General features: G+C 70.2%; 22 protein-coding genes. 7 read left to right on the top strand and 15 right to left on the bottom strand.

Features of this window, described 5'->3' with window-relative positions:
• Positions 1-237 (top strand): hypothetical protein (locus OPF83_RS09510; RefSeq protein ID WP_264887172.1); only part of this gene is annotated, 237 nt, incomplete at its 5' end.
• 78 nt (positions 238-315) lie between these two features.
• Here OPF83_RS09510 and OPF83_RS09505 read toward each other — a convergent pair.
• The 8 genes from OPF83_RS09505 to dapE all read right to left on the bottom strand — a co-directional run bounded on the left by OPF83_RS09505 (position 316) and on the right by dapE (position 7,182).
• Entirely contained in the window at positions 316-954 is a 639-nt protein-coding gene (locus OPF83_RS09505; protein WP_264887171.1) for a hypothetical protein, read from the bottom strand.
• A gap of 308 nt (positions 955-1,262) precedes the next feature.
• Positions 1,263-2,861: a M17 family metallopeptidase gene (locus tag OPF83_RS09500; protein ID WP_264887170.1), complete on the bottom strand. Its 1,599-nt coding sequence runs from the start codon at positions 2,859-2,861 to the stop codon at positions 1,263-1,265.
• A gap of 79 nt (positions 2,862-2,940) precedes the next feature.
• Positions 2,941-3,108, bottom strand: coding sequence for a DUF3117 domain-containing protein (locus OPF83_RS09495; protein ID WP_264887169.1), 168 nt, complete (start codon positions 3,106-3,108; stop codon positions 2,941-2,943).
• A 105-nt stretch (positions 3,109-3,213) separates the two neighbouring features.
• Entirely contained in the window at positions 3,214-3,549 is a 336-nt protein-coding gene (locus OPF83_RS09490) for a DivIVA domain-containing protein (protein ID WP_264887168.1), read from the bottom strand.
• A gap of 108 nt (positions 3,550-3,657) precedes the next feature.
• Positions 3,658-4,566 (bottom strand): dihydropteroate synthase, encoded by a 909-nt coding sequence (gene folP / locus OPF83_RS09485; RefSeq protein ID WP_375546239.1) that lies wholly within the window; start codon positions 4,564-4,566, stop codon positions 3,658-3,660.
• On the bottom strand, positions 4,563-5,117 hold the full coding sequence (locus OPF83_RS09480; protein WP_264887167.1) for a TIGR00730 family Rossman fold protein: 555 nt from the start codon (positions 5,115-5,117) through the stop codon (positions 4,563-4,565). The genes folP and OPF83_RS09480 overlap by 4 nt, the downstream gene beginning before the upstream one ends.
• Positions 5,117-5,917, bottom strand: a complete 801-nt coding sequence (locus tag OPF83_RS09475) for a TIGR00730 family Rossman fold protein (protein ID WP_264887166.1) — start codon at positions 5,915-5,917, stop codon at positions 5,117-5,119. The genes OPF83_RS09480 and OPF83_RS09475 overlap by 1 nt, the downstream gene beginning before the upstream one ends.
• Positions 5,918-6,003: 86 nt before the next feature.
• Positions 6,004-7,182, bottom strand: coding sequence for a succinyl-diaminopimelate desuccinylase (dapE, locus tag OPF83_RS09470; protein WP_264887165.1), 1,179 nt, complete (start codon positions 7,180-7,182; stop codon positions 6,004-6,006).
• A 95-nt stretch (positions 7,183-7,277) separates the two neighbouring features.
• On the opposite strand from dapE, the gene dapD reads away from it, so the two are divergent.
• Positions 7,278-8,246 carry a 2,3,4,5-tetrahydropyridine-2,6-dicarboxylate N-succinyltransferase gene (gene dapD / locus OPF83_RS09465; protein WP_264887164.1) on the top strand — a complete coding sequence of 323 codons (969 nt, stop codon included), beginning with the start codon at positions 7,278-7,280 and terminating at the stop codon, positions 8,244-8,246.
• Between the two features lie 144 nt (positions 8,247-8,390).
• Here dapD and dapC read toward each other — a convergent pair whose 3' ends face one another.
• The 3 genes from dapC to OPF83_RS09450 all read right to left on the bottom strand — a co-directional run bounded on the left by dapC (position 8,391) and on the right by OPF83_RS09450 (position 12,512).
• Positions 8,391-9,503 carry a succinyldiaminopimelate transaminase gene (gene dapC, locus OPF83_RS09460; protein ID WP_264887163.1) on the bottom strand — a complete coding sequence of 371 codons (1,113 nt, stop codon included), beginning with the start codon at positions 9,501-9,503 and terminating at the stop codon, positions 8,391-8,393.
• Positions 9,504-9,508: 5 nt separating this feature from the next.
• On the bottom strand, positions 9,509-9,832 hold the full coding sequence (fdxA, locus tag OPF83_RS09455; RefSeq protein ID WP_264887162.1) for a ferredoxin: 324 nt from the start codon (positions 9,830-9,832) through the stop codon (positions 9,509-9,511).
• A gap of 85 nt (positions 9,833-9,917) precedes the next feature.
• Positions 9,918-12,512 carry a bifunctional FO biosynthesis protein CofGH gene (locus OPF83_RS09450; protein WP_264887160.1) on the bottom strand — a complete coding sequence of 865 codons (2,595 nt, stop codon included), beginning with the start codon at positions 12,510-12,512 and terminating at the stop codon, positions 9,918-9,920.
• 142 nt (positions 12,513-12,654) lie between these two features.
• Between OPF83_RS09450 and OPF83_RS09445 the strand changes: the two genes are divergently transcribed.
• Both OPF83_RS09445 and OPF83_RS09440 read left to right on the top strand, forming a co-directional pair.
• Entirely contained in the window at positions 12,655-13,323 is a 669-nt protein-coding gene (locus tag OPF83_RS09445) for a PH domain-containing protein (RefSeq protein ID WP_264887159.1), read from the top strand.
• A complete protein-coding gene (locus OPF83_RS09440) occupies positions 13,320-15,062 on the top strand; it encodes a PH domain-containing protein (RefSeq protein WP_264887157.1) in 1,743 nt (580 codons plus the stop codon). The genes OPF83_RS09445 and OPF83_RS09440 overlap by 4 nt, the downstream gene beginning before the upstream one ends.
• A gap of 6 nt (positions 15,063-15,068) precedes the next feature.
• On the opposite strand, the gene OPF83_RS09435 is transcribed toward OPF83_RS09440, so the two are convergent.
• From OPF83_RS09435 to typA, 4 genes are read right to left on the bottom strand one after another with little or no spacing between them, the layout of a single operon-like run.
• Positions 15,069-15,488 carry a hypothetical protein gene (locus OPF83_RS09435; RefSeq protein ID WP_264887156.1) on the bottom strand — a complete coding sequence of 140 codons (420 nt, stop codon included), beginning with the start codon at positions 15,486-15,488 and terminating at the stop codon, positions 15,069-15,071.
• Entirely contained in the window at positions 15,485-16,378 is an 894-nt protein-coding gene (gene mshB, locus OPF83_RS09430) for an N-acetyl-1-D-myo-inositol-2-amino-2-deoxy-alpha-D-glucopyranoside deacetylase (RefSeq protein WP_264887155.1), read from the bottom strand. The genes OPF83_RS09435 and mshB overlap by 4 nt, the downstream gene beginning before the upstream one ends.
• Positions 16,375-18,357, bottom strand: coding sequence for an ABC transporter family substrate-binding protein (locus tag OPF83_RS09425; protein WP_264887154.1), 1,983 nt, complete (start codon positions 18,355-18,357; stop codon positions 16,375-16,377). Before OPF83_RS09425 ends, mshB begins: the two co-directional genes overlap by 4 nt.
• 24 nt (positions 18,358-18,381) lie before the next feature.
• On the bottom strand, positions 18,382-20,292 hold the full coding sequence (gene typA / locus OPF83_RS09420) for a translational GTPase TypA (RefSeq protein ID WP_264887153.1): 1,911 nt from the start codon (positions 20,290-20,292) through the stop codon (positions 18,382-18,384).
• 401 nt (positions 20,293-20,693) lie between these two features.
• Here typA and OPF83_RS09415 point away from each other — a divergent pair, with 401 nt between their 5' ends.
• The 3 genes from OPF83_RS09415 (at position 20,694) to aqpZ (ending at position 23,094) form a co-directional block, all read left to right on the top strand.
• Positions 20,694-21,374, top strand: a complete 681-nt coding sequence (locus tag OPF83_RS09415; protein WP_264887152.1) for a hypothetical protein — start codon at positions 20,694-20,696, stop codon at positions 21,372-21,374.
• A gap of 46 nt (positions 21,375-21,420) precedes the next feature.
• Complete coding sequence (locus OPF83_RS09410; RefSeq protein WP_375546242.1) at positions 21,421-22,188, top strand: NAD-dependent deacetylase; 768 nt, start codon at positions 21,421-21,423, stop codon at positions 22,186-22,188.
• 135 nt (positions 22,189-22,323) lie between these two features.
• On the top strand, positions 22,324-23,094 hold the full coding sequence (aqpZ, locus tag OPF83_RS09405; protein ID WP_264887151.1) for an aquaporin Z: 771 nt from the start codon (positions 22,324-22,326) through the stop codon (positions 23,092-23,094).
• The last annotated feature ends 61 nt before the right edge of the window (positions 23,095-23,155 follow it).

Raw genomic sequence — 23,155 nt, 5'->3', positions numbered from 1 at the left:
CACGAAAACGACCGCCAGAGCGACCGCATCCGCAAACTCGCCTGCCAATTCGCCGGCATCCGCATCACCCACCGCACCGCCCAACAAGTCATGAACCCCGCCGACGACACCCCCCACAGCCACAGCCACTGGTGGACCACCAACGCCCACAACCACCGCACCCCACCCGGACCAGACCCCACCAACGAACACCTCAAACAACTCCGCGACCAACTCAACAACCCACCACCGTTCTGACGGAGAGAACGTGATTGGCCCTCTAGCGCTCAGCTAGCGAGGTATTTCCCACGCGTTGACCGTTCTTCACTGTCGCTCTCAGATCACAGGATGGAAGGTCCGAGCCTCTATGTGGAGGCGCACGTGCTGTTCACGCCCGTCGAATTCTCGCTCGAGGTCCGTACGGTCCAGGTGCACTCCGCTTGGACCCATCAGAGCAAGGTCTACGGCAATCGAGCCCGGCACTGTCACGATCGTGTCCACTTCGTGGAGCACGCCGGGCGTGAAGTACTCCGCAAGCCCCGCCTCGAGTCGGTCCGCCTTTCCCGCTTCGGGGGTGAGCATCCCCGCCTCTGTCCTGAGGGGTTCGAGGTGGCGCTCGCCCGGGCCCGCTACGACCAGGGTTCCTCCAGGGACGAGAACGCGGGCAAATTCTGCCGCATTCCTCGGTGCAAAGACGACCTGCACCAAGTTCACCGACGAATCGGCCAGCGGTAGGCCGTCCCAGGTGTCTGCGACGAGAGCGGCGACGTCAGGCGAGCACTTGGCCAGCCGTCGTGCCGCCGCGACCGAGATCTCGGTTCCGATACCAAGTGGCCCTGTACCGGCCATCCGCAATGATGCCGCGCGTAATCCTGCGAGAACACGTGCGAGGTAGAAGCCTGTTCCAGCCCCTGCCTCGACGATGACGGGGTCTACCACCGACCGCGTGACGTCATCCGCAATGCCGGCGAGCATCGCGACCACCGGATCGAAGGCACCCGACCCGAGCACCCTCTGCCGGGCGAGGACCTGGTCGGTGGTGTCTCCCTGAAAACGCCTGCCTCGCGGGCCCAGAAGCGTCAGGTGTCCCTGACGTGCGCGATCGAACGAATGCCCCGACGAGCAGCGGACACCGGTGACAGGCGCGTCGGGCGCGGGTGCTGACGCGGATGTTGACTCTGGCGAATCAGGGCCCGCATCCATAGGCTCGACCGGCATCGCGCACACCGGGCAGCGCAGGAACGGGACCGCTCGCCGCAGAGCGGACGAGCTGCCGGCTCTGTTCACGCGCGCGGCCGGTCGGCGAGATCACGAAGGAATCCGAGAAGTGTCCGGGTGGCGAAGCCCGTCGCGACAGGCCCCACCTCGTCGATCTCCTCCGGTGACCGGGCCGGGCCAGCGATATCGAGATGAGCCCACGGCCTGCCGTCGACGAACCCCTCGAGGAACAGCGCCGCAGTGATGGCCCCGGGCCCCTTGGGGGCCTGTCGCCGGTCGGCGATGTCCGACCGGACCGCTGGCCGCAACTCGTCGAGCAGCGGCAAGCGCCACCAGCGCTCGCCGGCCCCAGCTCCGGCGACGGAGATGCGCTCGGCGAGGTCGTCGTCGTTAGACATCACCGCACCCGTCCGCATGCCGAGCGCAACCTTCATCGCTCCGGTCAGGGTAGCCACGTCCACCACCACGTCAGGGTCGGCCTCCGCCACACCATGGGCGAGACCATCGGCGAGCACCATCCGACCCTCGGCATCGGTGTTGGTGACCTCGGAGGTGGTGCCGCCGACATGGGTCACCACGTCTCCCGGTCGATACGCTGCGCCGGAGAGCATGTTCTCGGCCGAAGCGACGACCACGGTCAGGTCGAGGTCGGTGACACGGTCGCCACCGACGCCGGTGTCGGTGCCGGACCGAACGGCATCGCCGGTGCCGGTGCCGGTGTCGGTGCCGGCCTGAACAGCATCCCCGCGGCTGCGGCACAACGCCGCCGCGGCCGCGACCACTGCCGCCGACCCAGCCATGTCGGTTCGCATGAGGTGCATCCCCTCGGCCGGCTTCACCGAGATCCCGCCGGTGTCGAACGTGATGCCCTTGCCGACCAGCAACACCCGCGGGCCGTTACCTGCTCGCCGTGCGACGAGAACCCGCGGCGTGGATTCCGATCCCCCACCCACCGCGAGTACTCCACCGAAGCCACCCTCGCGGAGCGCATCTCCTTCGAGGATCTGGGTCTGCATCCCCGACTCCTCGAGTGCCTCGGCCATCCGGGCGACGAGCCACTCCGGTGTCTTGAGGTTCGAGGGCGCCCCCGCGAGATCGCGGGCGAGGGCGGTCGCCCGAGCCGCTTCCTCGGCCTCGGCGACGAGGTGGTTGACGCGGGCGGTGACGTCGTCGTCGACCAGTACCACGAGTTCCGGCGCCACCGGCGCTGGCTCCGCGGCGAAGGTGTCCTGGCCGCGCGCACCGAGGAGGTACCCGAGGACCAGGTCACCCACGCGGTCGACCGGCACGGTGCCGGGGACGGTCACGATGACCGGCACGCGCGAATCCGCGTCGCGCCCGTACCGCGCCGCGGCGGCGCCGACCCTGCGGTGACCGAGCCCATGGTCGACGGTGCCAGCCCAGCCCGCACGCGGAGACTCGTCGGCCAGGTCGACCTCCAACACCGCGCTCCCGCCCCGCATCGCGATCCGGGCGTCGTCGGCCCGGCCGCGGGGTGCTCGCCGCGACCCCGGCGCGCAGGTGACGAGGGGCAGCCCGGTCACGTCGGCGCCGTCGGGCACGACCCGCACGGTCGGGAGCGGTCGGCCGGGCACGCCGGCGGTGGGTGCAGTGGCGTGGGAAGTGGCGGCGTGGGAGGCGGGCGTGCTGGAGTTGGAGGACATGGCAGGAGACCTTCCGGACAAATGAGTCGGCGCATCCGCCACGGGGGTCGGATGCGCCGGGTTCGGTGGGTTACGCGTGTTACGAGGTGGCGTTGACCAGCTCCGCGCCCAGCGACTTCGCCTCATCAGGGGTCAGCTCGACAACGAGTCGCCCACCGCCCTCGAGCGGGACGCGCATGACGATCCCACGGCCCTCCTTGGCCGCCTCGATCGGTCCGTCACCCGTCCTGGGCTTCATAGCCGCCATCAGGTAGATTCCCTTCGTCCTCGTCCATGGCCGGGCGCCTACGGCATAAACCCGTCCACGATCAGTACTACTGAGTGGATACGGACGATTCTAGCGCGTTCGGCGCTACCCGGACGTCGGAGCCGGTCGACTGTCCGACTGCTCCACCCGCGCAGTGGTTCGCTCCGCCGCGTCGAGGAGCGCCCGTAGGTGATCGATCTCGCGCGCGGCCTGTTCGAGTGCCCAGTCGACCTCGGACATCGTGTAGCCGCGGGCGGACATCCCGAGCCGGACGTCGCGCAGGTCGCCACCCGTCAGCGGGCCCTCCGGCAGTGAGGTGACCGTGTGGCCCTTCTCCACCGCGGGGAGGAGCTCTGAACGACCGAACACGACGACGGACAGAGCGAAGAGCGACGCGGCGACGACGAGGGTCACCACCACATAGACGACCACGGTGACCACGGCTGGCGTCCCCCTCTCGTTACTGCGGGTTGATTACCCCAGAAGTGTGGCACATGCCGGTCGCGGCTATCCCCGAGCGGCCGCCGACAGCGGACTGACACTCGGAATTCAGGCGAGGCCCCGCACGGTGCGCGCGGGCGGACGGGTGCCCGCGATCGACGCGACCATCTCCAGCGTGCGCAGCGTGCCCGGCACGTCGTGGGTGCGGAACACGCGGGCACCGGCCATCGCGGCGACGGCTGTGGCGGCCAGGGTCCCCTCGGCGCGGCCGTCGACGTCGGTGTCGAGGGTCTCTCCGATGAAGTCCTTGTTGCTGAGTGCCATCAGCACCGGGTGTCCCACGGCGACGATCTCGTCGAGCCGGCGCAGTAGCTCGAGGCCGTGGAAGGTGTTCTTTCCGAAGTCGTGGGTGGGATCGATGAGTACCCCGTCCGCGGGGACGCCAGCGGCAAGGGCTCGCTCCGCACCCGCGGTGAGCTCGTCGACCACGTCGCGCACCACGTCCTCGTAGCCGACCCGAAACGGGCGGGTCCGCGGGATCGCGCCACCGGTGTGCGAGCAGACGAACCCGGCCCCGGCATCGCCGGCAGCGATGAGGACCCCGGGATCGTGGCCCGCCCAGGTGTCGTTGACCAGGTCCGCCCCGGCGGCGATCGCCCGCCGGGCGACATCCCCGCGCCACGTGTCCGTGGAGATGATCACGCCCGGGTGACGACGGCGGACCTCCTCGATGAACGGGACGACCCGACGGATCTCCTCCTCGGCGTCGACCTCGTCGCCAGGTCCGGCCTTGACGCCACCGATGTCCACGATGTCCGCGCCGGCGTCCACCACCGCGTCCACCCGGGCCATCGCGGACGTGTCGGTGAACGTGGCACCCCGGTCGTAGAACGAATCCGGCGTGCGGTTGACTATCGCCATCACCAGCGGTCGCTCCACCGGAACCGGCCGACCGCACAGGGTCGGGAGTACCGGTGCGGTGGTCATCGGCGCGGTGTTCATCGGCGAGGTGGTCATCGACGGCCTCCACAGGCGTCGAGTGCCTCGTCGAGGGTGGTGCACACGACCAGGGCGTCGAACGCCTCCGGCTTGACGAGACCGGCGTCGGCGAGGCCGCGTACCCAGTCCAGGAGCGGGGTGTAGAAGCCGATGGGGTCGTAGAGTACGACAGGCTTGTGGTGGAATCCGAGCGAGGCGGAGGTCCACATCTCGAACATCTCCTCCATGGTCCCGATCCCGCCGGGAAGTGTGAGGAAGGCGTCCGAGCGTTCCTCCATCTCGCGCTTGCGCTCTCGCATGCTCGTCACCACGATCAGCTCGTCGGCAGACGTGTCCGCCACCTCCCGGACCCGGAGTCCCTCCGGGATCACGCCGACCGTCCGGGCACCGCCGGCGCGGGCGGCCTCGGCGACGGCGCCCATCATCGACACGTTGCCGCCGCCTGACACCAGCGACCATCCACGGCGGGCGATCTCCGCGCCCACCTCGGTCGCGATGTCCAGCAGTTCCCGGTCATGACTGGACGAGGCGCAGTAGACACAGACCCGGCGGGAGGGAACCGGCGCCATCAGCGCTCCACCCCACGGTGCTCCACTCCGTAGAGGTCCTCCCGCTGCTCGGCGGACTGGGCCGCACGGTGGTGGGCGTCACGGATGTACTCGACGGTCTCGGTCACGGAATCAGTCACCAGGAAGAGGTCGGTGTCGGACGCGGAGATCATGCCGTTCTCCACGAGGGTTCCCCGGATCCAGTCCACCAAGGGAGTCCAGAAGTCGACGCCCAGCAGCACGATCGGGAAGCGCGTGATCTTGTCGGTCTGGACCAGGGTGATGGCCTCGAAGAACTCGTCCAGGGTGCCGAAGCCGCCCGGCGTACAGACGAACGCCTGGGTGTACTTGACGAACATCGTCTTGCGGATGAAGAAGTACCGGAAGTGCAACCCCAGGTCGACCCACCTGTTGAGTCCCTGCTCCATCGGCAGCTCGATGCCCAGTCCCACCGATTGGCCGCCTGCCTCCCAGGCGCCCTTGTTGGCCGCCTCCATCTGCCCCGGACCGCCGCCGGTGACCACGGCGTACCCGGCCTCGGACAGCGCGCGGCCCAGTTCCACGGCCTGCTCGTAGGCGGGATCGCCCGGCCGGGTGCGCGCCGAACCGAACACGCTGACCGCCTCGGGGAGCTCGGCGAGGGCCCCGAACCCGTTGACGAACTCACTCTGGATCCGCAGCACGCGCCACGGGTCGGTGTGCAGCCAGTCCGTGTCCTGGTTCGCGTCCAGCAGGCGCTGGTCGGTGGTCGACCGCTCGGTGTTCTTCTCTCGGCGGACGAGCACGGGACCACGCAGGCGGACGGGGTCGGTCGGAGCCATGGGCCGGATTCTCCTTCGGCGGTGGGTGTGATTCTGGGCTGTGGGGTGGTGCTGGACTCTGGGGTGGTGCTGGGCAGCGGGACCGGTCAGTGGGGCGCGTCGGCCCCGGTGAGGTATGCGCGCAGTGTCGCGGCCACCTCCGTGATCTGAGCCGCCGGGCACCATTCGTCGCGCTTGTGTGCCAGCCCGGGATCGCCCGGACCGAGATTGACGGCGGGAATGCCGAGAGCCGCGAACCGTGACACGTCAGTCCAGCCGTATTTCGCCCGGACCCGGCCACCTGCCGCACGCACGAGGTCGGCCGCCGCCGGTGCGGACAGTCCGGGGAGCGCCCCGGGTGAGAGGTCGGTGAGCTCCCAGTACAGGCCGGGCTCCGTCGGCGGCTCCTCCCCCGTTTCGACACGCTGCTGCTGCGTCAGCCCGAGTACCTCGAGGGCATGGGCCAGCGCTGCTCCCGTGTCCCGATCGGGCGCGCTCCGGAAGTTCACGTCGATCCACGCCTCGTCGGGCACAGTGTTCCCGGCGACGCCCGCCGACATCCGCACTGCCTGCAGTCCCTCGCGATAGACGCAACCGTCGATGTCGACCGACCGGGCCTCATACGCGGACAGGGCCGCCAGGACCGGTGAGAGTCGGTGGACCGCGTTGTCCCCCAGCCAGCTACGGGCGGAGTGAGCACGCACGCCCCGCGCATGGACCCGGATGCGCAGTGTCCCCTGGCAGCCGGCCTCGATGAGGCCACCGGTCGGTTCGCCCAGGATAGCGACGTCGCCGGTCAACCATTCGGCATGGGTACGTTCGAGGTGGCCGAGGCCGTTGGCCGTCGCCTCGATCTCCTCGCAGTCGTACATCACCAGGGTGAGGTCATGGGCCAGGTCGGCGGCGTCCGCGAGGGTCGCGAACAGGTGGAGGAACACCGCATCCCCTGATTTCATGTCCACGGTCCCGCACCCGTGCAACGCGAGATCGTCACCGTGGCCTGTCAGGCGGCACGGCACGTTGTCCGCGATCGGGACGGTGTCCAGGTGTCCGGCGAGGACGACCCGGCTCGGCAGACCCCGCATAGTGCGTGCCAGCACCCGGTTGCCGTCGCGAACCACCTCGACGCGGCCCGCGCCCGGGCCCGTGAATCCGCCCACGGTCCCCACCAACGCTGTGTGGACCGCCGCGGCGATCGCCGCCTCGTGTCGCGACGGACTGGGGATGTCGACCAACGCACGGGTGAGGTCGATCGGGTCGGAGGTCAGATCGAGGGCGTCGGTCACGTGGTCCACTGTAGATGCAGCGCGCACCACACCGTCGTCACGCGCGGTTCCGCCCGACGTGGGAAGGTGTCGGACTCAGGCGATAGCATCGTGTCATGAGCCCACAAGGAGCAACCGCCACCGGTATCGCCACCCTGACGAGCGACCACACCGTCCTCGACGTGTGGTATCCGGAGCCTTCGCTCGGTGCCACCTCCTCGAGTGGGCACCGCGTCCTCTCGGGCGACGAGGTCCCGGCCGAACTCGCCGCACTGACCGGACCCGATACCGATCGCGGGGTCGAGCGTGTCGCGGTGCGGGTCGAGATCAGCGACCTCACCGCACCGCCGACCGATGCGTACGACGCCTACCTCCGACTCCACCTCATCAGCCACCGTCTGATCAAGCCGCATTTCGCCAACATGGACGGCCTGTTCGGCACGCTCACCAATGTCGTGTGGACCAACTTCGGCCCCTGCGCCGTGCAGGGTTTCGAACTGGTCCGGGCCAAGCTGCGGGCGCGCGGCCCGGTCACCGTCTACGGAGTGGACAAGTTCCCTCGCATGGTGGACTACGTGGTCCCCTCCGGCGTGCGGATCGCCGACGCGGACCGCGTTCGACTCGGTGCCCACCTCGCCGAGGGCACCACCGTGATGCACGAGGGCTTCGTCAACTTCAACGCGGGGACACTCGGCGCCTCCATGGTCGAGGGTCGGATCTCGGCCGGTGTTGTGGTGGGTGCGGACTCCGACGTGGGAGGTGGCGCGTCGATCATGGGCACGCTCTCCGGCGGCGGCAAGGAGACCATCTCGATCGGTGAGCGGTGCCTGCTCGGCGCCAACTCCGGTGTCGGGATCTCCCTCGGTGACGACTGCGTGGTGGAAGCCGGCCTGTACGTCACCGCCGGCACCAAGATCGAGGTCCGTGCCGGCGCCTGGTCGGACACCGAACCGATCAAGGCAGGTCAGCTATCGGGCCGGGACAACCTGCTGTTCCGTCGCAACTCGCTCACCGGTGCGGTCGAGGCCGTGGCCTGGAAGCGGGAGGGTGTGGAGCTCAACTCGGAGCTCCACGCCAACGACTGAGACGCCAGCAGCTTCCAGCACCAACGAACGCGCTCCCCGTCCGACGTAGGACGGGGAGCGCGTGTGGCTGTGGGGAGCTCGTGTGACTGTGGGCCTGCGAGTGGCTGCGGGGACCGCGTGTGACTGTGGTCCGCTGCGACCGTGTCAGGCCAGGCGGGACGCGGCCTCGTCGATGGTCGCGTCGGTCGCGGTGAGAGCGATTCGCACGTGCTGTCCGCCGCGGGCGCCGTAGAACTCGCCCGGTGCGACGAGGATCCCGCGGTCGGCGAACCAGTCCGCGGTGGCGCGGCACGGCTCGTCGCGAGTGGCCCAGAGATACAGCCCGGCCTCCGAGTGGTCGACCCGGAACCCCGCCGCCTCGACGGCCGGCTTCAACGTCGCCCTCCGGGCACGGTAGATCTCACACTGTGCCTGCTCGTGGGCGTCGTCCTCCAACGCCGCGGTCATGGCGACCTGCACGGGCAGCGGCATCATGAGGCCGGCGTGCTTGCGGACCGTGAGCAGCTCGCCCACCAGCTCCCTGTCGCCGGCCACGAAGCCCGCGCGGTACGAGGCCAGGTTCGACGTCTTGGACAGAGAGTGCACGGCCAGCAAGCCTGTGTGGTCGCCGTCGCAGACACGCGGATCGAGGATCGAGAGGGCTTCGCCCTCCCAGATCAGCCCGAGATAGCACTCGTCGGCCACGAGGATGGCTCCCCGCTCGCGGGCCCAGCCGACGACCTTCCGGAGGTGATCGATCCCGAGGACCTTGCCCGTCGGGTTGGACGGCGAGTTGATGAACATCAACGTCGGCGTGGACGGACCCAGTTGCAGCAGTGAATCCGCCCGGGTGACGGAGGCACCCGCGAGGAGAGCACCGACCTCGTAGGTCGGGTAGGCGACCTCTGGGATCACCACGGTGTTGCCCGGCCCCACTCCGAGCTGGGCGGGAAGGCCCGCGATGAGCTCCTTCGTCCCGATGACCGGGAGCACCGCGTCGGTGGTCAGACCAGTGACGCCGTATCGCCGCGCCAGCGACGAGACCATCGCCTCACGGAGCGCGGGGGTCCCCACCGTGGTGGGGTAACCGGGCCTCGCCGATTCGGCGGCCAGGGCATCGCGGATCACCGGGGCGACCGGATCGACGGGCGTGCCCACCGTCAGGTCGACGAGACCGTCCGGGTGGGTCGACGCACGCTCGCGCACCTGCGCCAGCGTGTCCCAGGGGAACACCGGCAACAGCGGCCCGGGCGGCCGGCGCGTGGAGCGTCCGACCACCGGAGTCACTCCTGGTTCATCGGGGGGAGGTTCTTGACGAACGGCGTGTCATAGTCGACCTTGCCGACCTTCGCTGCGCCACCGGGCGAGCCGAGGTCGACGAAGAAGTCAGCGTTGGCCGCGTTGTACTCGGTCCACTCGTCCGGCACGTCATCCTCGTAGAAGATGGCCTCGACAGGACACACCGGCTCACACGCACCACAGTCGACGCACTCGTCGGGGTGGATGTACAGCATCCGGCCACCCTCGTAGATACAGTCGACCGGACACTCCTCGACGCACGACTTGTCCATCACGTCGACGCACGGCTCTGCGATCGTGTAAGTCACGTCAGCCACCTTCCTCGTAGCGATATCTTTTGTATCGTAGGACACTTCCGGCATACCCGGTGAGGCCGCCCCACCTGCACGTCGCCTATGTGATGACCGTCACTCCGACCGGCCGCGGGGCGGGCCCGTAGAGCGTGTCGCGGGGACGGACCGGACGGCCGATCCCGGTGGCGATCTCCTCGATCTCCTCAGGCGACTTGGCCGAACCGTTCTCCGCGCCCGCCATGCGGGAGATCGTCTCCTCCATCAGCGTTCCACCGAGGTCGTTGGCACCGGACTGGAGCATCGTGCGCGTGCCCGCGACACCGAGCTTGACCCAACTCGTCTGCACGTTGTCGATCGACCCGTGCAGCATGATCCGTGCCAACGCGTGGACGGCGACGTTCTCCTCGCGGGTCGGGCCGGGCCGCGAGGCGCCGGCCAGGTACAGCGGCGCGCTGCGGTGCACGAACGGCAGCGGCACGAACTCGGTGAACCCGCCCGTGCGTTCCTGGATCCCGCGCAGTGTGCGCAGGTGGGCCACCCAGTGGGCCGGGGTGTCGACGTGGCCGTACATCATCGTCGAACTCGATCGCAGCCCCACCTCGTGCGCGGTGGTGACGATATCGATCCACTCGGACGCCGGGAGTTTGCCCTTGGTGAGGACCCAGCGCACCTCGTCGTCGAGGATCTCGGCGGCAGTGCCCGGGATGGTGTCGAGGCCGGCGGCGCGCAACTCGGTGAGCCACTCCCGCACGCCGACGCCCGACCGGGAGGCACCGTTGGAGATCTCCATCGGACTGAACGCGTGCACGTGCATGGACGGCACCCGCTCCTTGACCGCGCGCACCAGGTCCGCGTAGCCGGTGACGGGCAGGTCGGGGTCGATCCCTCCCTGCATGCACACCTCGGTCGCGCCGGCGACGTGCGCCTCGTAGGCGCGGTCCGCGACCTCGGACGCCGACAGCGAGAAGGCGTCCGCGTCCCCCTTGCGCTGAGCGAACGCGCAGAAGCGGCAGCCGGTGTAACAGATGTTGGAGAAGTTGATGTTGCGGTTGACGACGTAGGTGACCGTCTCCCCCACCACGTCCGCGCGGAGGCGGTCCGCCAGCCCGGCCACGGCGGCCAGTCCGTCGCCGGTGGCGGTGGCCAGCGCGAGGTACTGGTCGTCGGTCAGTCCCGCCGGGTCGGCCTCGGCGGCCCTCAGCGCCGCGAGCACCTCGGAATCCGCGCGTTCCGGTGCGAGGGCCGCCGCTCCGATCTCGGCGGCACGGGCCCGGATGACGTCCCAGTTGCCGAACGCCTCGCCGATGTCGGACCGGGTGTCCGTGTTGCGGCCCTCGGAGTCGATCGCCGTGTGCAGATCGGTCCGACCGGAGGAGTCCCAGTCGTCGTCGGGCTCCTGCCACGGCATACCGACCGGCCGGAGGATGCCGTTGTCGTCGTCGTCACCCACGGCCGCCAGGCCGCTCTCCGGATCGGCCAGGGCACGCACATGGCCGGCCACGCGCGGATCGATCCAGGCGTCGCCGGCCTCGACGAACCGGGGGTGCGCGGTGAGTCGCTCGCGCAGAGTCCACCCCTCGCCGGCGAGATCGGCGGTGAGCTCGTCCAGGTGCGGCCACGGCCGCTCGGGGTTGACGTGGTCGGGAGTGAGCGGCGAGATCCCGCCCAGGTCGTCGATCCCCGCACCGATCAGGGCGAGCACGTCGGAGCGGTCCACGAGGTTGGGCGGCGCCTGGACGGCCACGCGCGGCGCCAGGACCAGTCGCGCCACGGCGATCGCGGCGAGGAACTCCTCGCGGTCCGCGTCGTCGACCGACCGCATGGCGGTATCCGGCTTGGCGCGGAAGTTCTGGACGATCACCTCCTGCAGGTGCCCGAACTCGCGGTCCAGCGCCGCCAACTCGAGCAGACTCTCCGCGCGTTCGGTCCGCGTCTCTCCGATCCCCACCAGGATCCCCGTGGTGAACGGCACCGCCACGCGCCCGGCGTCGGTGAGGGTGCGCAGCCGCACGGCCGGATCCTTGTCCGGGCTGCCGTAGTGCGCCTCGCCCGAGGTGGTGTGCAGGCGGGTCGAGGTGGTCTCGAGCATCATCCCCATGGACGGCGCGACCGGCTTGAGCCGCGACAACTCGGCCCAGCTCATGACGCCCGGGTTGAGGTGCGGGAGCAGGCCGGTCTCCTCGAGGACCCGGATCGCCACGGCGCGTACGTAGTCGAGCGTCGAGGAGTAGCCGCGCGCGTCGAGCCACTCACGCGCTTCGGGCCACCGGCCCTCAGGCCGGTCCCCCAGCGTGAACAACGCCTCCTTGCACCCGGCCTCGGCGCCGCGGCGGCACAGTTCCACCACCTCGTCGGGCTCGAGGTACATGCCCTCGCCCGCGGCGCGGAGCTTGCCCGGGACCGTGACGAAGGTGCAGTAGTGACACTTGTCCCGGCACAGGCGGGTGATGGGGACGAACACCTTGCGCGAATAGGTGATCACGCCCGCGCGGCCCTCGTCGGCGAGACGCCTGTCGCGTCGGGCGGCGGCCAGGCCCATGAGTTTCTCGAGTTCCTCACCCCGCGCGGCGAGCAGCACCGCCGCCTCCGTGGCGTCCAGGGTCAGTCCGTCGGTGGCGCGGCGCAGGGCGCGCCTCATCGCCGACGTCGTGGGCTCTGGCTCTGCGGGAGACGGGGAACTAACCATGTCCGCCATGATGCACCACCGCCCCCGTACCGGGTCTGACACTCCTCGCGCCGGCACCCGGGTGCCCCCGCCCCGCGCCAGCCCGGCCCCCGCGGACGCCGGGTGAGCGCGCTCACGGGCGCACGAGGGCCGACACACTACTGTGGAGGGCATGCCCGAAACCGCACCGGTCCTCCGCAGCAACGGGGACCCACTGGTGTCCAGCCCGCCGCCCGAGTCCGGTGGCGCGCACGCCCTGCGAGAGCCGGCCACCCGCGCGGGGTCCGCCGCTGACACGGACTCCGCCTCCGCAGCCCTGCCCGACGCCGGCGGCGACCTGCTCACGAACAACCGGATCCTGGTCACCGCGCCCCGCCACCGCATCGAGAAGCGCACGCCGCTGCTCTGGGTGATCGAGGGGATCTGGTCGTGGGCGGTGCTCGCCGGGCTCCAGGTGGGCTGGTACTTCTGGGGCGAGAACGTCATGGGTTTCTGGAACTGGGTCGTCGTGGCCGTGACCGTCCCGCTGGCGTTCATGAACATCGTCGTGGCGCCGTGGTGGCGCTACCTGGTGGCGCGCTGGGACGTGTCCGACACCGCCGTGTGTTCGCGGAAGGGCTGGTGGACGACGCAGTTCCGTATCGCACCGCTGGCGCGCCTGCAGACCGTCTACACCACGCGGACCCTGTTCGAGCGGTGGTTCGGGCTGGCCACGGTCAACGCGTCGACCGCGTCCGCGCAGGGCACCGTGGAGATCCGGGGACTGGCCGTCGCCGACGCCGAGGCGCTCGCGCAGCACCTCATCGCGATCGCCAACCTGGATTCCGAGGACGGGACGTGACGAGCGGGTCCGGTGGGTCCGGCGCGGTGTCCGCTCCCGACGAGACGTCCGGGGTGGGTCCGGGACCGGTCAACGACGACGACGAGCTCGGCCTCACCGATGGGGCCGCCGACACTCCGGGCGACGGATCGGGCAGCGAACCCTCGGCCCCGGAGGCCGAACAGGCTGAGGCCGGCTCCGCGACGGACGAGTCCGACCCCGAGGCCCCGTGGGAGCGGTTGTCCTGGCGGATGTTGCTCGTCGACCCGTTGGGTTCGCTGACCCGCCTCGCGCCGCTCTTCCTCATCTCCCTGTGGCTGGGTTCCAATCGCAGCAACTACTGGTTCGAGGTCGTGGTCATCTCGCTGGTCGTCCTCGCGGGCGTGCTGCGCTGGCTGTCGACGAGTTACCAGGTCGGGCGTACCCACATCATCCTCAAGAAGGGCTTCTTCAGCCGCCAGGTCGTCACGGTGGCGCGCAACCGCATCCGCAGCGTCGACACCGAATCCGACCTGTTCCACCGGGTCCTCCGCGTCTCGATCGTCGAGGTGGGCACCGGTCGCTCCGACGCAGGCAAGTCCGACGCCGAGCGCTTCCGGCTCAACGCCATCGACACCGCCCTGGTCGAGCCCCTGCGGGACGAGTTGCTCAAGCACCGTCGGGCCCTCGACCCGACCCTGGACCGCGACGACGAGGAGCAGTGGGGCTCCAGGTACGGCGAGGACATCGCCCGCTGGCGCGTCACGTGGTCGCGCTTCGCACCGTTCTCGTTCATCGGATTCGGTGTCCTGTTCTCCCTGTGGCTCATCACGTGGCAGATGGGCGACATGCATTCGCGCATCATGGACCTGCCCCTGGTCGAGGGGACCGTCGCCTGGCTCGACTCGCTCGGCCAACCGTTCACCGTGGTGGGTAAGGGCATCGCGATCTGGCTGGTGGCCGGAGTGCTGGCGATCATCACGTACGCGATCCGGTACGGCAAGTACGCACTCACCGAACGCGGGTCGGTGCTGTACGTCCAGAACGGGATCCTCCGCCGCAAGCACATCGCCCTGGACAAGGCGCGTCTGCGTGGGGTCGAGATCCGGCAGCCGGTCTACCTCCGACTCCTCGGTGGCGCGCGGTTGGAACCCGTCATGACCGGCACCAAGAAGGGCGCGGCCGCGTCGACGCTCCTTCCGCAGGCCCCCATCAAGGACGTCCGCCGGGTCGCCACGCGCATCGTCGGCGCCGAGACCCCGGTGACAATGCGGCTGCGCCGACATCCCTGGAAGGCCTACCGGCGTCGGGTCACGCGTGGCCTCATGCCGTTCTGGATCGTGGCCGGGATCATCGTGCTGGTCCGCATCGACTCGGGCCCCTCCGCCGACGTCTGGGTCCGGTGGGGGATCCCCGCTGCCCTGGTGTTCTTCCTTTTCCTGTCCGCCGACAGGATGCGCATGCTCGGTCACGCCCTCCTCCCGGACATGCTCGTCACCTCGCACGGGTCCTGGAGCGCGAAGCGCACGGTGCTCGAGTCCGACGGCATCATCGCCTGGAGCGTCAGCCAGTCGGTGTTCCAGCGCACCGCCGGCGTCGCGACGGTCACCGCCGCCACCCCGGCCGGCGCGGGCGGGTACTCGGTCATGGACCTGGATGCCGACGAGGCCTGGTCCATGGCGGAGGCGCTCACCCCGGGGATCACCGACGTCTGGCAGTTCACCGGCGATGCCGAGTCCGTCCGGAAGAGTTCCCCCACCCTGGGCGTGCGTACGTCCTGACCGCGGTCAGGACCCGGGGGCTACCTTCCGACCGTAGACGGCGACCCACAGGGGCAGGAGGCCGCCGAGCGTCAGCAGCGCGAGTCCGCGCAGGGTGATGGCGACCGGCATGTCACCGCCGGGGCCGAGGTCGAGGGCGATCAGGGTGACGATGAAGGTGAGGGCGGGAAAGGCCGCGACCGCCTTGCTGTCGGACCACGCCGACGCGACCCACATCAGAAACAGCGACCACGCGCCGGCCACGAGTGCGGTGAACGGGAACGGGATACCCACCAGCCACATCGACAGCCAGGCGGCGCAGAGCACACATCCGATCGCTGACGCGATCGCCAGGAGGACCAGGGCGAGTAGGAGTTCGAGGGTAGAGGCCGCGGTCCGTGGCGTGGCTCCGCGTGCGGTCCCGGTGTCCGGTGCAGTGTCAGTCATGGCCGCTCCCCTATCCCGTCGAGAAGATGCGCGGTACCGGGAGCGCACCGCACGTAGTCTCCGTCGGCGAGGTCGAGGTCGTGCGCCACGTACCACTCGACCTGCGCCACCGGCTGGAGGACTCCGTTCGTCAGTGCGAGGAACCAGGGCTCGTCCTCAGGGCCCCGGACGAGCTCCAGCTGCGTCGCGTGGGCCGTGAGCGCCTCGAGCTTCGCCGCGTACTCCGCGGAGTCCAGTGGAACGCGATGGGTGAGGCGGGAATCGGCGACCGACGGGAGCTCGTCCCGGTGCGCGTTGCGCAGGTGTCCGGGCGGCGCGGGATGAGAGCGGTCGAGCTCTGATCGGGCGGTGACCGTCCAGGCCAGCCGCGCGGGCGAGTGCGACGCCTCGTGCACCGCGGCGCCCACGATCTCGTGGGCCCTGATGTGGTCGGGATGTCCGTATCCACCATGGCGGTCGTAGGTCACCAGCAGGTGTGGGCGGAACTCGTCGAGGATTCCGACGAGTTCGTCCACCGCTGCCCGGCCCGACCGGACGAACGCCCGCGGGTTCTCCGCCGCCGGGGTTCCGGCCATCCCGGAGTCACGCCAGCGGCCGGCGCCGCCGAGGAACCGCGGTCGATCGATGCCCAGCGCCCGCAACGCGTCCGTGAGTTCGCGGATCCGGTAGCCGCCGAGCTGATCCGCGTCACCGGCGACCAGGCCCGCGAGCTCGTCGCCGAGGACCTCGCCCTCTTCGCCGAGGGTGCACGTCACGACCCGGACGTCTGCTCCTGCGGCTGTGAGGACGGCGAGCGATCCCCCGGTGGTGATCGACTCGTCGTCGGGATGAGCGTGGACGAACAGTGCCCTGATCCCGGTCGCGTCCGGTGCCGCGGCTTCCTGCGTCATTCCGTCCTCTTCCAGGTCGGTGCGGAATCGAAGAACTCGGTGACGGTGCGTGGCTCCGTCCCTGGTTCCCGGCCGCTCGTGTGGACGCCGTCGTCAGCGAGGAGCATCGTCGGCCGCACGAGCGGCACCCTGAGCGCGAGTTCCCCCACGAGGTCGCCCGCCTCGGCGAGGTCCACGGGCTCCGGGCCCACGCCGAGAGCGGCGTCGATCCGGGGATCACAGATCCCGGCGGTGTCGGCGGCCCGCGCGGGTGCGTCGGCGCCGAGGGTGCGCGGTGGCGTTGTGGGGGTCGTGGTCGTGGCCGTGCTCTCCGCGTCCTGACCGGCCTCGCTGCCCGCCGCGTCCCCGGCCTCGCCGGCGTCCTCGGTCGCCGCGGTCTCCCGCTCCGATCCCTGGTCCGGCGCGACCTGCGTCGAGGTGGGCGGGACGATGCTCGACACCGTCGTGCGGGGTCGAGCCGGCAGCGTCTCGGTGTCCCGGTCCTGGTCCGACCCCGAGGAGCCGTCGGAGTCGGTGTCGGCGCCATTGGTGCCGTCGGTGCCGTTCCCGGATCCGTCGACAGCGGTGTCTCCACCGGTTCCACCCGCGGGTTCGACGCAGGCGAACCGCGAGAGCGCCGAGACCTCGGCGTTTCCCTCCGCGGCCTGCCAGCCGACGGTCGCGTCGACGAGGCCGTGGGGCAGGGCGTCCGCGTAGAGCGCGGTGGGGTCGAGCTCCCAGACGACCGCACCGATCCCCGTTCCGTGGAGCTGGTCGGCCACGAGGTACGCGGCGGCCCGGGCGCGCTCGTCGTCCGCTTCGACACCGAGGGTCACGGACAACTGCTCGCTGCCCCGCTGCCACTGTCCGTCCGATCGACTGAAGCCGGCGGCCTCGAGTTGGTCACGGACCACATCCGGGTCACCCGTCGCGGTCGTCGCGGAGGACTCGGGGAAGGGGTACGAGGTGACGCTCGGCTCGGATTCTCCGGAGATGATCCGGCCCACCACCGCCGGATCCATGGCGGCGGCCAGCGCGCGACGGACACGCTGGTCGCTCACGGCCGGGGCGATGGTGTTGAAACCGACCTCGAGCTGTGCGGAGGCGGCAACGTCTCGTGAGCTGACGCCCGGGACCGTCGCCGCGATGTCGGAGGAGACCGGGCTGCCGGCGACCAGGGCGAGCACCCCGGGGCCGTCGCGCAGGGCCGCCCCGAGCTGCCCGGGTCCGGATTCGCGTCGCATCACGATCTGGGTGGGGCCGGGCACGTCAGCCCAGTAGCGGTCGTTGCGGACGAACTCGATCTCCCCACGGCCGATGTCCGCCGCCCTGATCATGAACGGGCCCGCGCTCATCACCGGCAGGTTCTCCATCGCCCCTGCGAACCCGTCGGGCGCGCCCTTGAGGATGTGGCCGGGCAGCAGGTGGTGGAAGAGCGACCGCCAGTGCTCCGGCACGGAGTCGAAGACCACGTCGACGATTTTGCCGCCCGCACCCGGTCGGACCGCCGTGATGCGCTCGTACCCCGCCGGGTCGACCACGCCGGGCTGGGTGACCATCTGGCGCCAGAGGTACTCGAAGTCCTCGGCGGCCACCGGGACACCGTCCGACCACTGGGCCTTGGGATTGATCGTGTACCTGACGGTCTCCGGGGAGTCCGGCAACGGAGCGGCTGACACCAGCAGCGCCGTGTTGAGCACGGGACTGCCGTCGGGACCGGGGACGAACGCGCTCGGCAGGAGCAGCGACGCCACGAGATCGGTGTCGACGCCCTGGTCGGAGAGGAGGTGCGGGTTGAAACCCGACTCGACCCGATCGAGCGCGAGGAGGAGTCCGTCGGAGGTCAGGCTGACGTCGGTGCCGTTGCCCCCGCCCTCCTCGCCGCCGACCACCGTGGGTGGTGGCGGGTCGGCGACGCACCCCGTGACGACGACGAGGGCCGCCGCTGCGGCCAGCGCTGCCGCGGCCCGGTGGCGCAGCCGCGCCCGGATCGTCGTCACGTGAGTCTTCTCCTGGTGCGAGGCCTACTTGTCGCGGGCCTTGGAGCGACTGCGGGCCTTGGCCCGCTCGGTCGCCGTCAAGATGACCTTACGCACACGGATGGCCTCGGGAGCCACCTCGACGCACTCGTCGCCGGCACAGAACTCCATGGCCTCCTCGAGAGAGAGGGTGCGGTGCTTGGAAAGCGTCTCGGTGGCATCCGAGCTGGCCGCTCGCATGTTGGTGAGCTTCTTCTCCTTGGTGATGTTGACGTCCATGTCCTCGGCGCGCGGGTTCTCGCCCACCACGACGCCCTCGTACACCTCGGCGCCGGGCTCGATGAAGAAGTCACCGCGATCGGCCAGGCCCAGCAGCGCGAAGGTCGTGGCCTTGCCTGCACGGTCCGCGACGAGCGACCCGGTGTGACGGGCCCGGATCTCGCCCGCCCACGGCTCGTAGCCGGCAGAGATCGAGTTGGCGATGCCGGACCCGCGGGTCTCGGTCATGAAGTGGGTCCGGAAACCGATGAGGCCGCGGGCGGGGACGGTGAACTCCATCCGGACCCAGCCGCTGCCGTGGTTGCTCATCTGCTCCATGCGGCCCTTGCGGGCGGCCATCAGCTGGGTGACGGCACCGAGGTGCTCCTCCGGCACGTCGATCGTCATGTGCTCGAACGGCTCGTGGAGCTTGCCGTCGATGGTCTTGGTGACGACCTGCGGCTTGCCGACGGTGAGCTCGAAGCCCTCACGACGCATGGTCTCGACGAGAACGGACAGCGCCATCTCGCCACGCCCCTGGACCTCCCAGTCATCTGGACGTTCCGTGTCGAGGACCTTCAGCGAGACGTTGCCGACGAGCTCCTGGTCGAGCCGACCCTTGACCATCCGCGCGGTGAGCTTGTTGCCGCCGTTGCGACCGGCCAGCGGCGAGGTGTTGACGCCGATGGTCATGGAAATCGCGGGCTCGTCGACGGTGATCGCCGGCAGCGCGACCGGATTCTCGAGATCGGCGAGCGTGTCGCCGATCATGATGTCCGGGATGCCGGCCACGGCGACGATGTCGCCGGCCTCGGCCTCCTCGGCGGGGACGCGCTCGACGCCGACGGTCTTGAGTAGCTCGGTGATCTTGACGGTCTTGGTCTCCTGCTCACCGTCCGGGGTGTTGTGGATCCAGGTGACCTGCTGCCCCTTGCGGAGGCGACCGTTGTGGATGCGGACCAGGCCGATGCGGCCGAGGAAGTTCGACGCGTCCAGGTTGGTGACGTGGCCCTGAAGCGGCGCGTCCACGTCGCCCTTGGGCGCGGGGATGACGTCGTAGAGGAGCTCGAAAAGACCGTCGAGGTTCTCGCTGTCCGGCTCCTGGCCGTTCTCCGGCTGGGTGGTCGAGGCCTTGCCCGCACGTCCGGAGGCGAACACGACGGGGAGTTCGAGCGCGTGCTCAGCGGCGGCCTGGGCGGCCGGGTCCTCGAGATCCGCGGCCAGGTCGAGGAGCAGGTCCTGCGCCTCCTCGACGACCTCGTCGATGCGGGCGTCGGGACGGTCGGTCTTGTTGACGACGATGATCACCGGCAGGGACGCACTGAGCGCCTTGCGCAGCACGAACCGGGTCTGCGGGAGCGGCCCCTCGGAGGAGTCGATCAGCAGCACGACACCGTCGACCATTGACAGGCCGCGCTCGACCTCGCCACCGAAGTCGGCGTGGCCCGGGGTGTCGATGATGTTGAGGACCACGTCCGCACCACCGGCACCGGCGCCGGGACGACGCACGGCGGTGTTCTTGGCGAGGATCGTGATGCCCTTCTCACGCTCGAGATCGCCGGAGTCCATGACACGGTCCACCAGCTCCGCCCGCTCGTCGAACGCACCCGACTGACGCAGCAGGGCGTCGACGAGGGTCGTCTTTCCGTGGTCGACGTGCGCCACGATGGCGACATTACGGAACTCGGTCTGGGCCATACGCTGGGTTCTCCCTGGGAGCAGTTCGGCGCCGGGCCGGCTCGGGACCGCCGGGCGCAAGACGGGAATCCGCGGACGATGCTCCGCTCGATCCACAGGTGCGGCTACATCAGCCACGCGTGCGGATCCACATTACCCGCTCGCTGCCGGTCCTCTGTATCCGCCAACACCCGCCCGAGCGGGACCCGCGAAAGGTTCCGGCACGTCAACGGCACCCGGGTAGGAGCGGCGGACGCCGCCATGTTATTTACAACACACGCAACGTCTGTAACACTGGCCCCATATAGCGCAGCACAATGCTCCCCGGTGTCCACGCCGAAGGGCGTTGTGGGAACATCAAGCAGTCGACCGCCCGGCTCGCCGTACGGTCCCCCTGCCCCATCCGAAGAATGGACTCGCCAGTGACCCGCCACTCGCTCAGGACCTCGTTCCGGACCGTCGGCATCGGTGCCGTCGCCGCCATCGCGGTCGGCCTCGCCTCCCCCGCCACCGCCAGTTCCCAGTCGCTCGACGAGCTCGGCCGTCCGACGGAACCGGTCCTCCAGGCGATCGAGGGTCTCGCTGATCAGCAGTGGATCCCCGAGGACACCCGCGGCACCATCCTCCGCCTGGTCGGCTTCTTCCGCGGCACCGGCGAGCCGGGCACCCCGATCCCGGAGAACGGGCCCACCATCGCCCAGTTCGCCTACCCGACGATCATGCAGAACTGCATCGGGGGCGACCAGACCGCCGTCGGCGCGGCCACCGCCATCCCCGGCCCGGCCGATCTCCCGCTGCCCGGCGTCCCCGCCGGCCAGCTGGGCTTCGTGTTCACCGCCCTGGGCACCGAGGGTGTGGCGGAGCACCAGATCCAGCCGATGACCGTGGACTGGGTCAACATCTCCAACGGCCGGCGCGGCCAGACCGTGCTGACGTACAACGGCATCAACGAAGGTGGCCCGGCCACCGTCAACGGTGTCGCCGACACCGGCCCCGGCCAGGTCTTGATGGTCCTCCAGGGTGGCGTCACCACTGCGCTCGAGGACGGCAAGACGGTCAACTGCCAGCCGCTCCCCACCGTGGGAACCGCCTTCGTCGGCTGACCCGGTCTTCGATGCCGACCCGGTCTTCGATGCCCACGACGTGGACATCAGCGAGGTCGGCACAGACGCCGTGAACACTGACGAGTTGACCAGGGCCCGCCGCGCACTGCAGCGCGGCGGGCCCCTCGTCGTCCTCAGCGGCGCCGGGATGAGCGCGGAGAGCGGCGTACCGACGTTCCGCGACGCCCAGACCGGCCTGTGGGAACGCTACGACCCCACCGAACTGGCCACGCCAGGCGCCTGGCGACGCGACCGGGACACGGTCTGGGCCTGGTACCGCTGGCGGGAACACCTGGTGTCCACGGCGGAACCCAACGCCGGCCACCTGGCCGTGGCCGAGGCGCAGGCCCACCGCGACGTGACGGTGGTGACCCAGAACGTCGACGACCTCCACGAGCGGGCCGGCTCACGCCGGGTGCACCACGTCCACGGCAGCCTGTTCGCCCACCGCTGCGACACGTGCGCCGCACCCGTCGACGCGGGTCCGCCCCCGCCGGAGCTTGTGGATCGACTCGCCCCTCCCCTCTGCACGCACTGCGACGGGCGGGCCCGGCCGGGGGTCGTGTGGTTCGGCGAATCGCTCCCGGAGGCCCCGTGGGAGGCCGCTGTCACCGCCGTCACCGCGGCGTCCGCCGTCGTCGTCGTCGGCACCTCAGGCCTGGTCCACCCCGCCGCGTCACTCCCCTCCCTCGCGGCCTCCCACGGCGTCCCGGTGGTCGAGGTCAACCCAGGGCCCTCGGGCCTGGGACGCGAGGTCTCGGTCCACCTGCGCGCTCAGGCGGGGCAGGTCCTCCCCGCGCTCCTGGACCGGTGACCGCCGCGCCGACGATGACGCCCAACCCCGCTCGGGTCCGGAAGTAACATTCCCTTACGGGCCGCGTCGTTGTGACGCTCCCCACACACCTGTCGCCGCCGACACGGGGCGCCCTGAGCAGGAGGGATTCGACGTATGACCGACACAACGACCCCACCGGCCACTCCCTCGACCACCTCGGTCGTGGCCGCGGAGATCATCGGAACGTTCTGGCTCGTGCTCGGCGGCTGTGGCACCGCCGTCTTCGCAGCCGTCCAGGTGGCCACCGCCGACGAGGTGGACATCGCCGTGGGCGTGGGCTACCTCGGCGTCGCCCTGGCGTTCGGCCTCACCGTCCTCACCGGCGCCTACGCGCTCGGACACATCTCCGGCGGCCACTTCAACCCCGCGGTGACCATCGGCGCCGCGACCGCCGGCAGGCTCCCCTGGGCAAAGGCCCCGATCTACATCGTCAGCCAGGTCGTCGGCGGGCTCGTGGCCGGCGCGGTGATCCTTCTCGTCGCCAGCGGCAAGGACGGGTTCGAGGCCGCCGGGAACATGGCCGCGAACGGGTACGGCGCGAACTCGCCCGACGGCTACGGACTGCTCTCGGCACTGATCATCGAGATCGTGCTCACCGCGATATTCGTGACGGTGATCCTCGGTGCGACCGACCGGCGCGCTCCCGCCGCCGCGGCACCCGCCGCGATCGGTCTCACCCTGACGCTGATCCACCTCATCTCGATCCCGATCACCAACACCTCGGTCAACCCGGCCCGCTCCACCGCTGTCGCCTTCTTCAACGGCGACGGCGCCCCGGGCCAGCTCTGGCTGTTCTGGCTGGCTCCGATCGTGGGCGCGCTCATCGCAGGCGCGCTGTACGAGCCACTGTTCGGCGGCCGGTCGCGCCGGGCCGTGCCGGCCTGACGCAGGCCTGGAGCGGGTCGGCCGCCTCCACCGCCGAGACGACCGACCAGCCTGCGGTCTC

Origin of the sequence: Dietzia sp. NCCP-2495 (assembly GCF_026011735.1) — a bacterium.
In the GTDB taxonomy this organism is placed as follows: Bacteria; Actinomycetota; Actinomycetes; order Mycobacteriales; family Mycobacteriaceae; genus Dietzia.
The sequence above is the reverse complement of the archived record's forward strand: the minus strand, read 5'-3'. Positions and strand labels throughout refer to the sequence as shown.

What these genes read in the sequence shown, in the direction of transcription:
- folP (WP_375546239.1), bottom strand. Translation starts at nt 4,566, where the DNA reads ATGACCACCTCGCCGATGAACACCGCGCCGATGACCACCGCACCGGTA.
- OPF83_RS09450 (WP_264887160.1), bottom strand. Translation starts at nt 12,512, where the DNA reads ATGGCGGACATGGTTAGTTCCCCGTCTCCCGCAGAGCCAGAGCCCACG.
- OPF83_RS09495 (WP_264887169.1), bottom strand. Translation starts at nt 3,108, where the DNA reads ATGGCGGCTATGAAGCCCAGGACGGGTGACGGACCGATCGAGGCGGCC.
- typA (WP_264887153.1), bottom strand. Translation starts at nt 20,292, where the DNA reads ATGGCCCAGACCGAGTTCCGTAATGTCGCCATCGTGGCGCACGTCGAC.
- OPF83_RS09505 (WP_264887171.1), bottom strand. Translation starts at nt 954, where the DNA reads ATGCTCGCCGGCATTGCGGATGACGTCACGCGGTCGGTGGTAGACCCC.
- aqpZ (WP_264887151.1), top strand. Translation starts at nt 22,324, where the DNA reads ATGACCGACACAACGACCCCACCGGCCACTCCCTCGACCACCTCGGTC.
- OPF83_RS09500 (WP_264887170.1), bottom strand. Translation starts at nt 2,861, where the DNA reads ATGTCCTCCAACTCCAGCACGCCCGCCTCCCACGCCGCCACTTCCCAC.
- OPF83_RS09445 (WP_264887159.1), top strand. Translation starts at nt 12,655, where the DNA reads ATGCCCGAAACCGCACCGGTCCTCCGCAGCAACGGGGACCCACTGGTG.
- dapD (WP_264887164.1), top strand. Translation starts at nt 7,278, where the DNA reads ATGAGCCCACAAGGAGCAACCGCCACCGGTATCGCCACCCTGACGAGC.
- OPF83_RS09480 (WP_264887167.1), bottom strand. Translation starts at nt 5,117, where the DNA reads ATGGCGCCGGTTCCCTCCCGCCGGGTCTGTGTCTACTGCGCCTCGTCC.
- OPF83_RS09435 (WP_264887156.1), bottom strand. Translation starts at nt 15,488, where the DNA reads ATGACTGACACTGCACCGGACACCGGGACCGCACGCGGAGCCACGCCA.
- mshB (WP_264887155.1), bottom strand. Translation starts at nt 16,378, where the DNA reads ATGACGCAGGAAGCCGCGGCACCGGACGCGACCGGGATCAGGGCACTG.
- OPF83_RS09475 (WP_264887166.1), bottom strand. Translation starts at nt 5,917, where the DNA reads ATGGCTCCGACCGACCCCGTCCGCCTGCGTGGTCCCGTGCTCGTCCGC.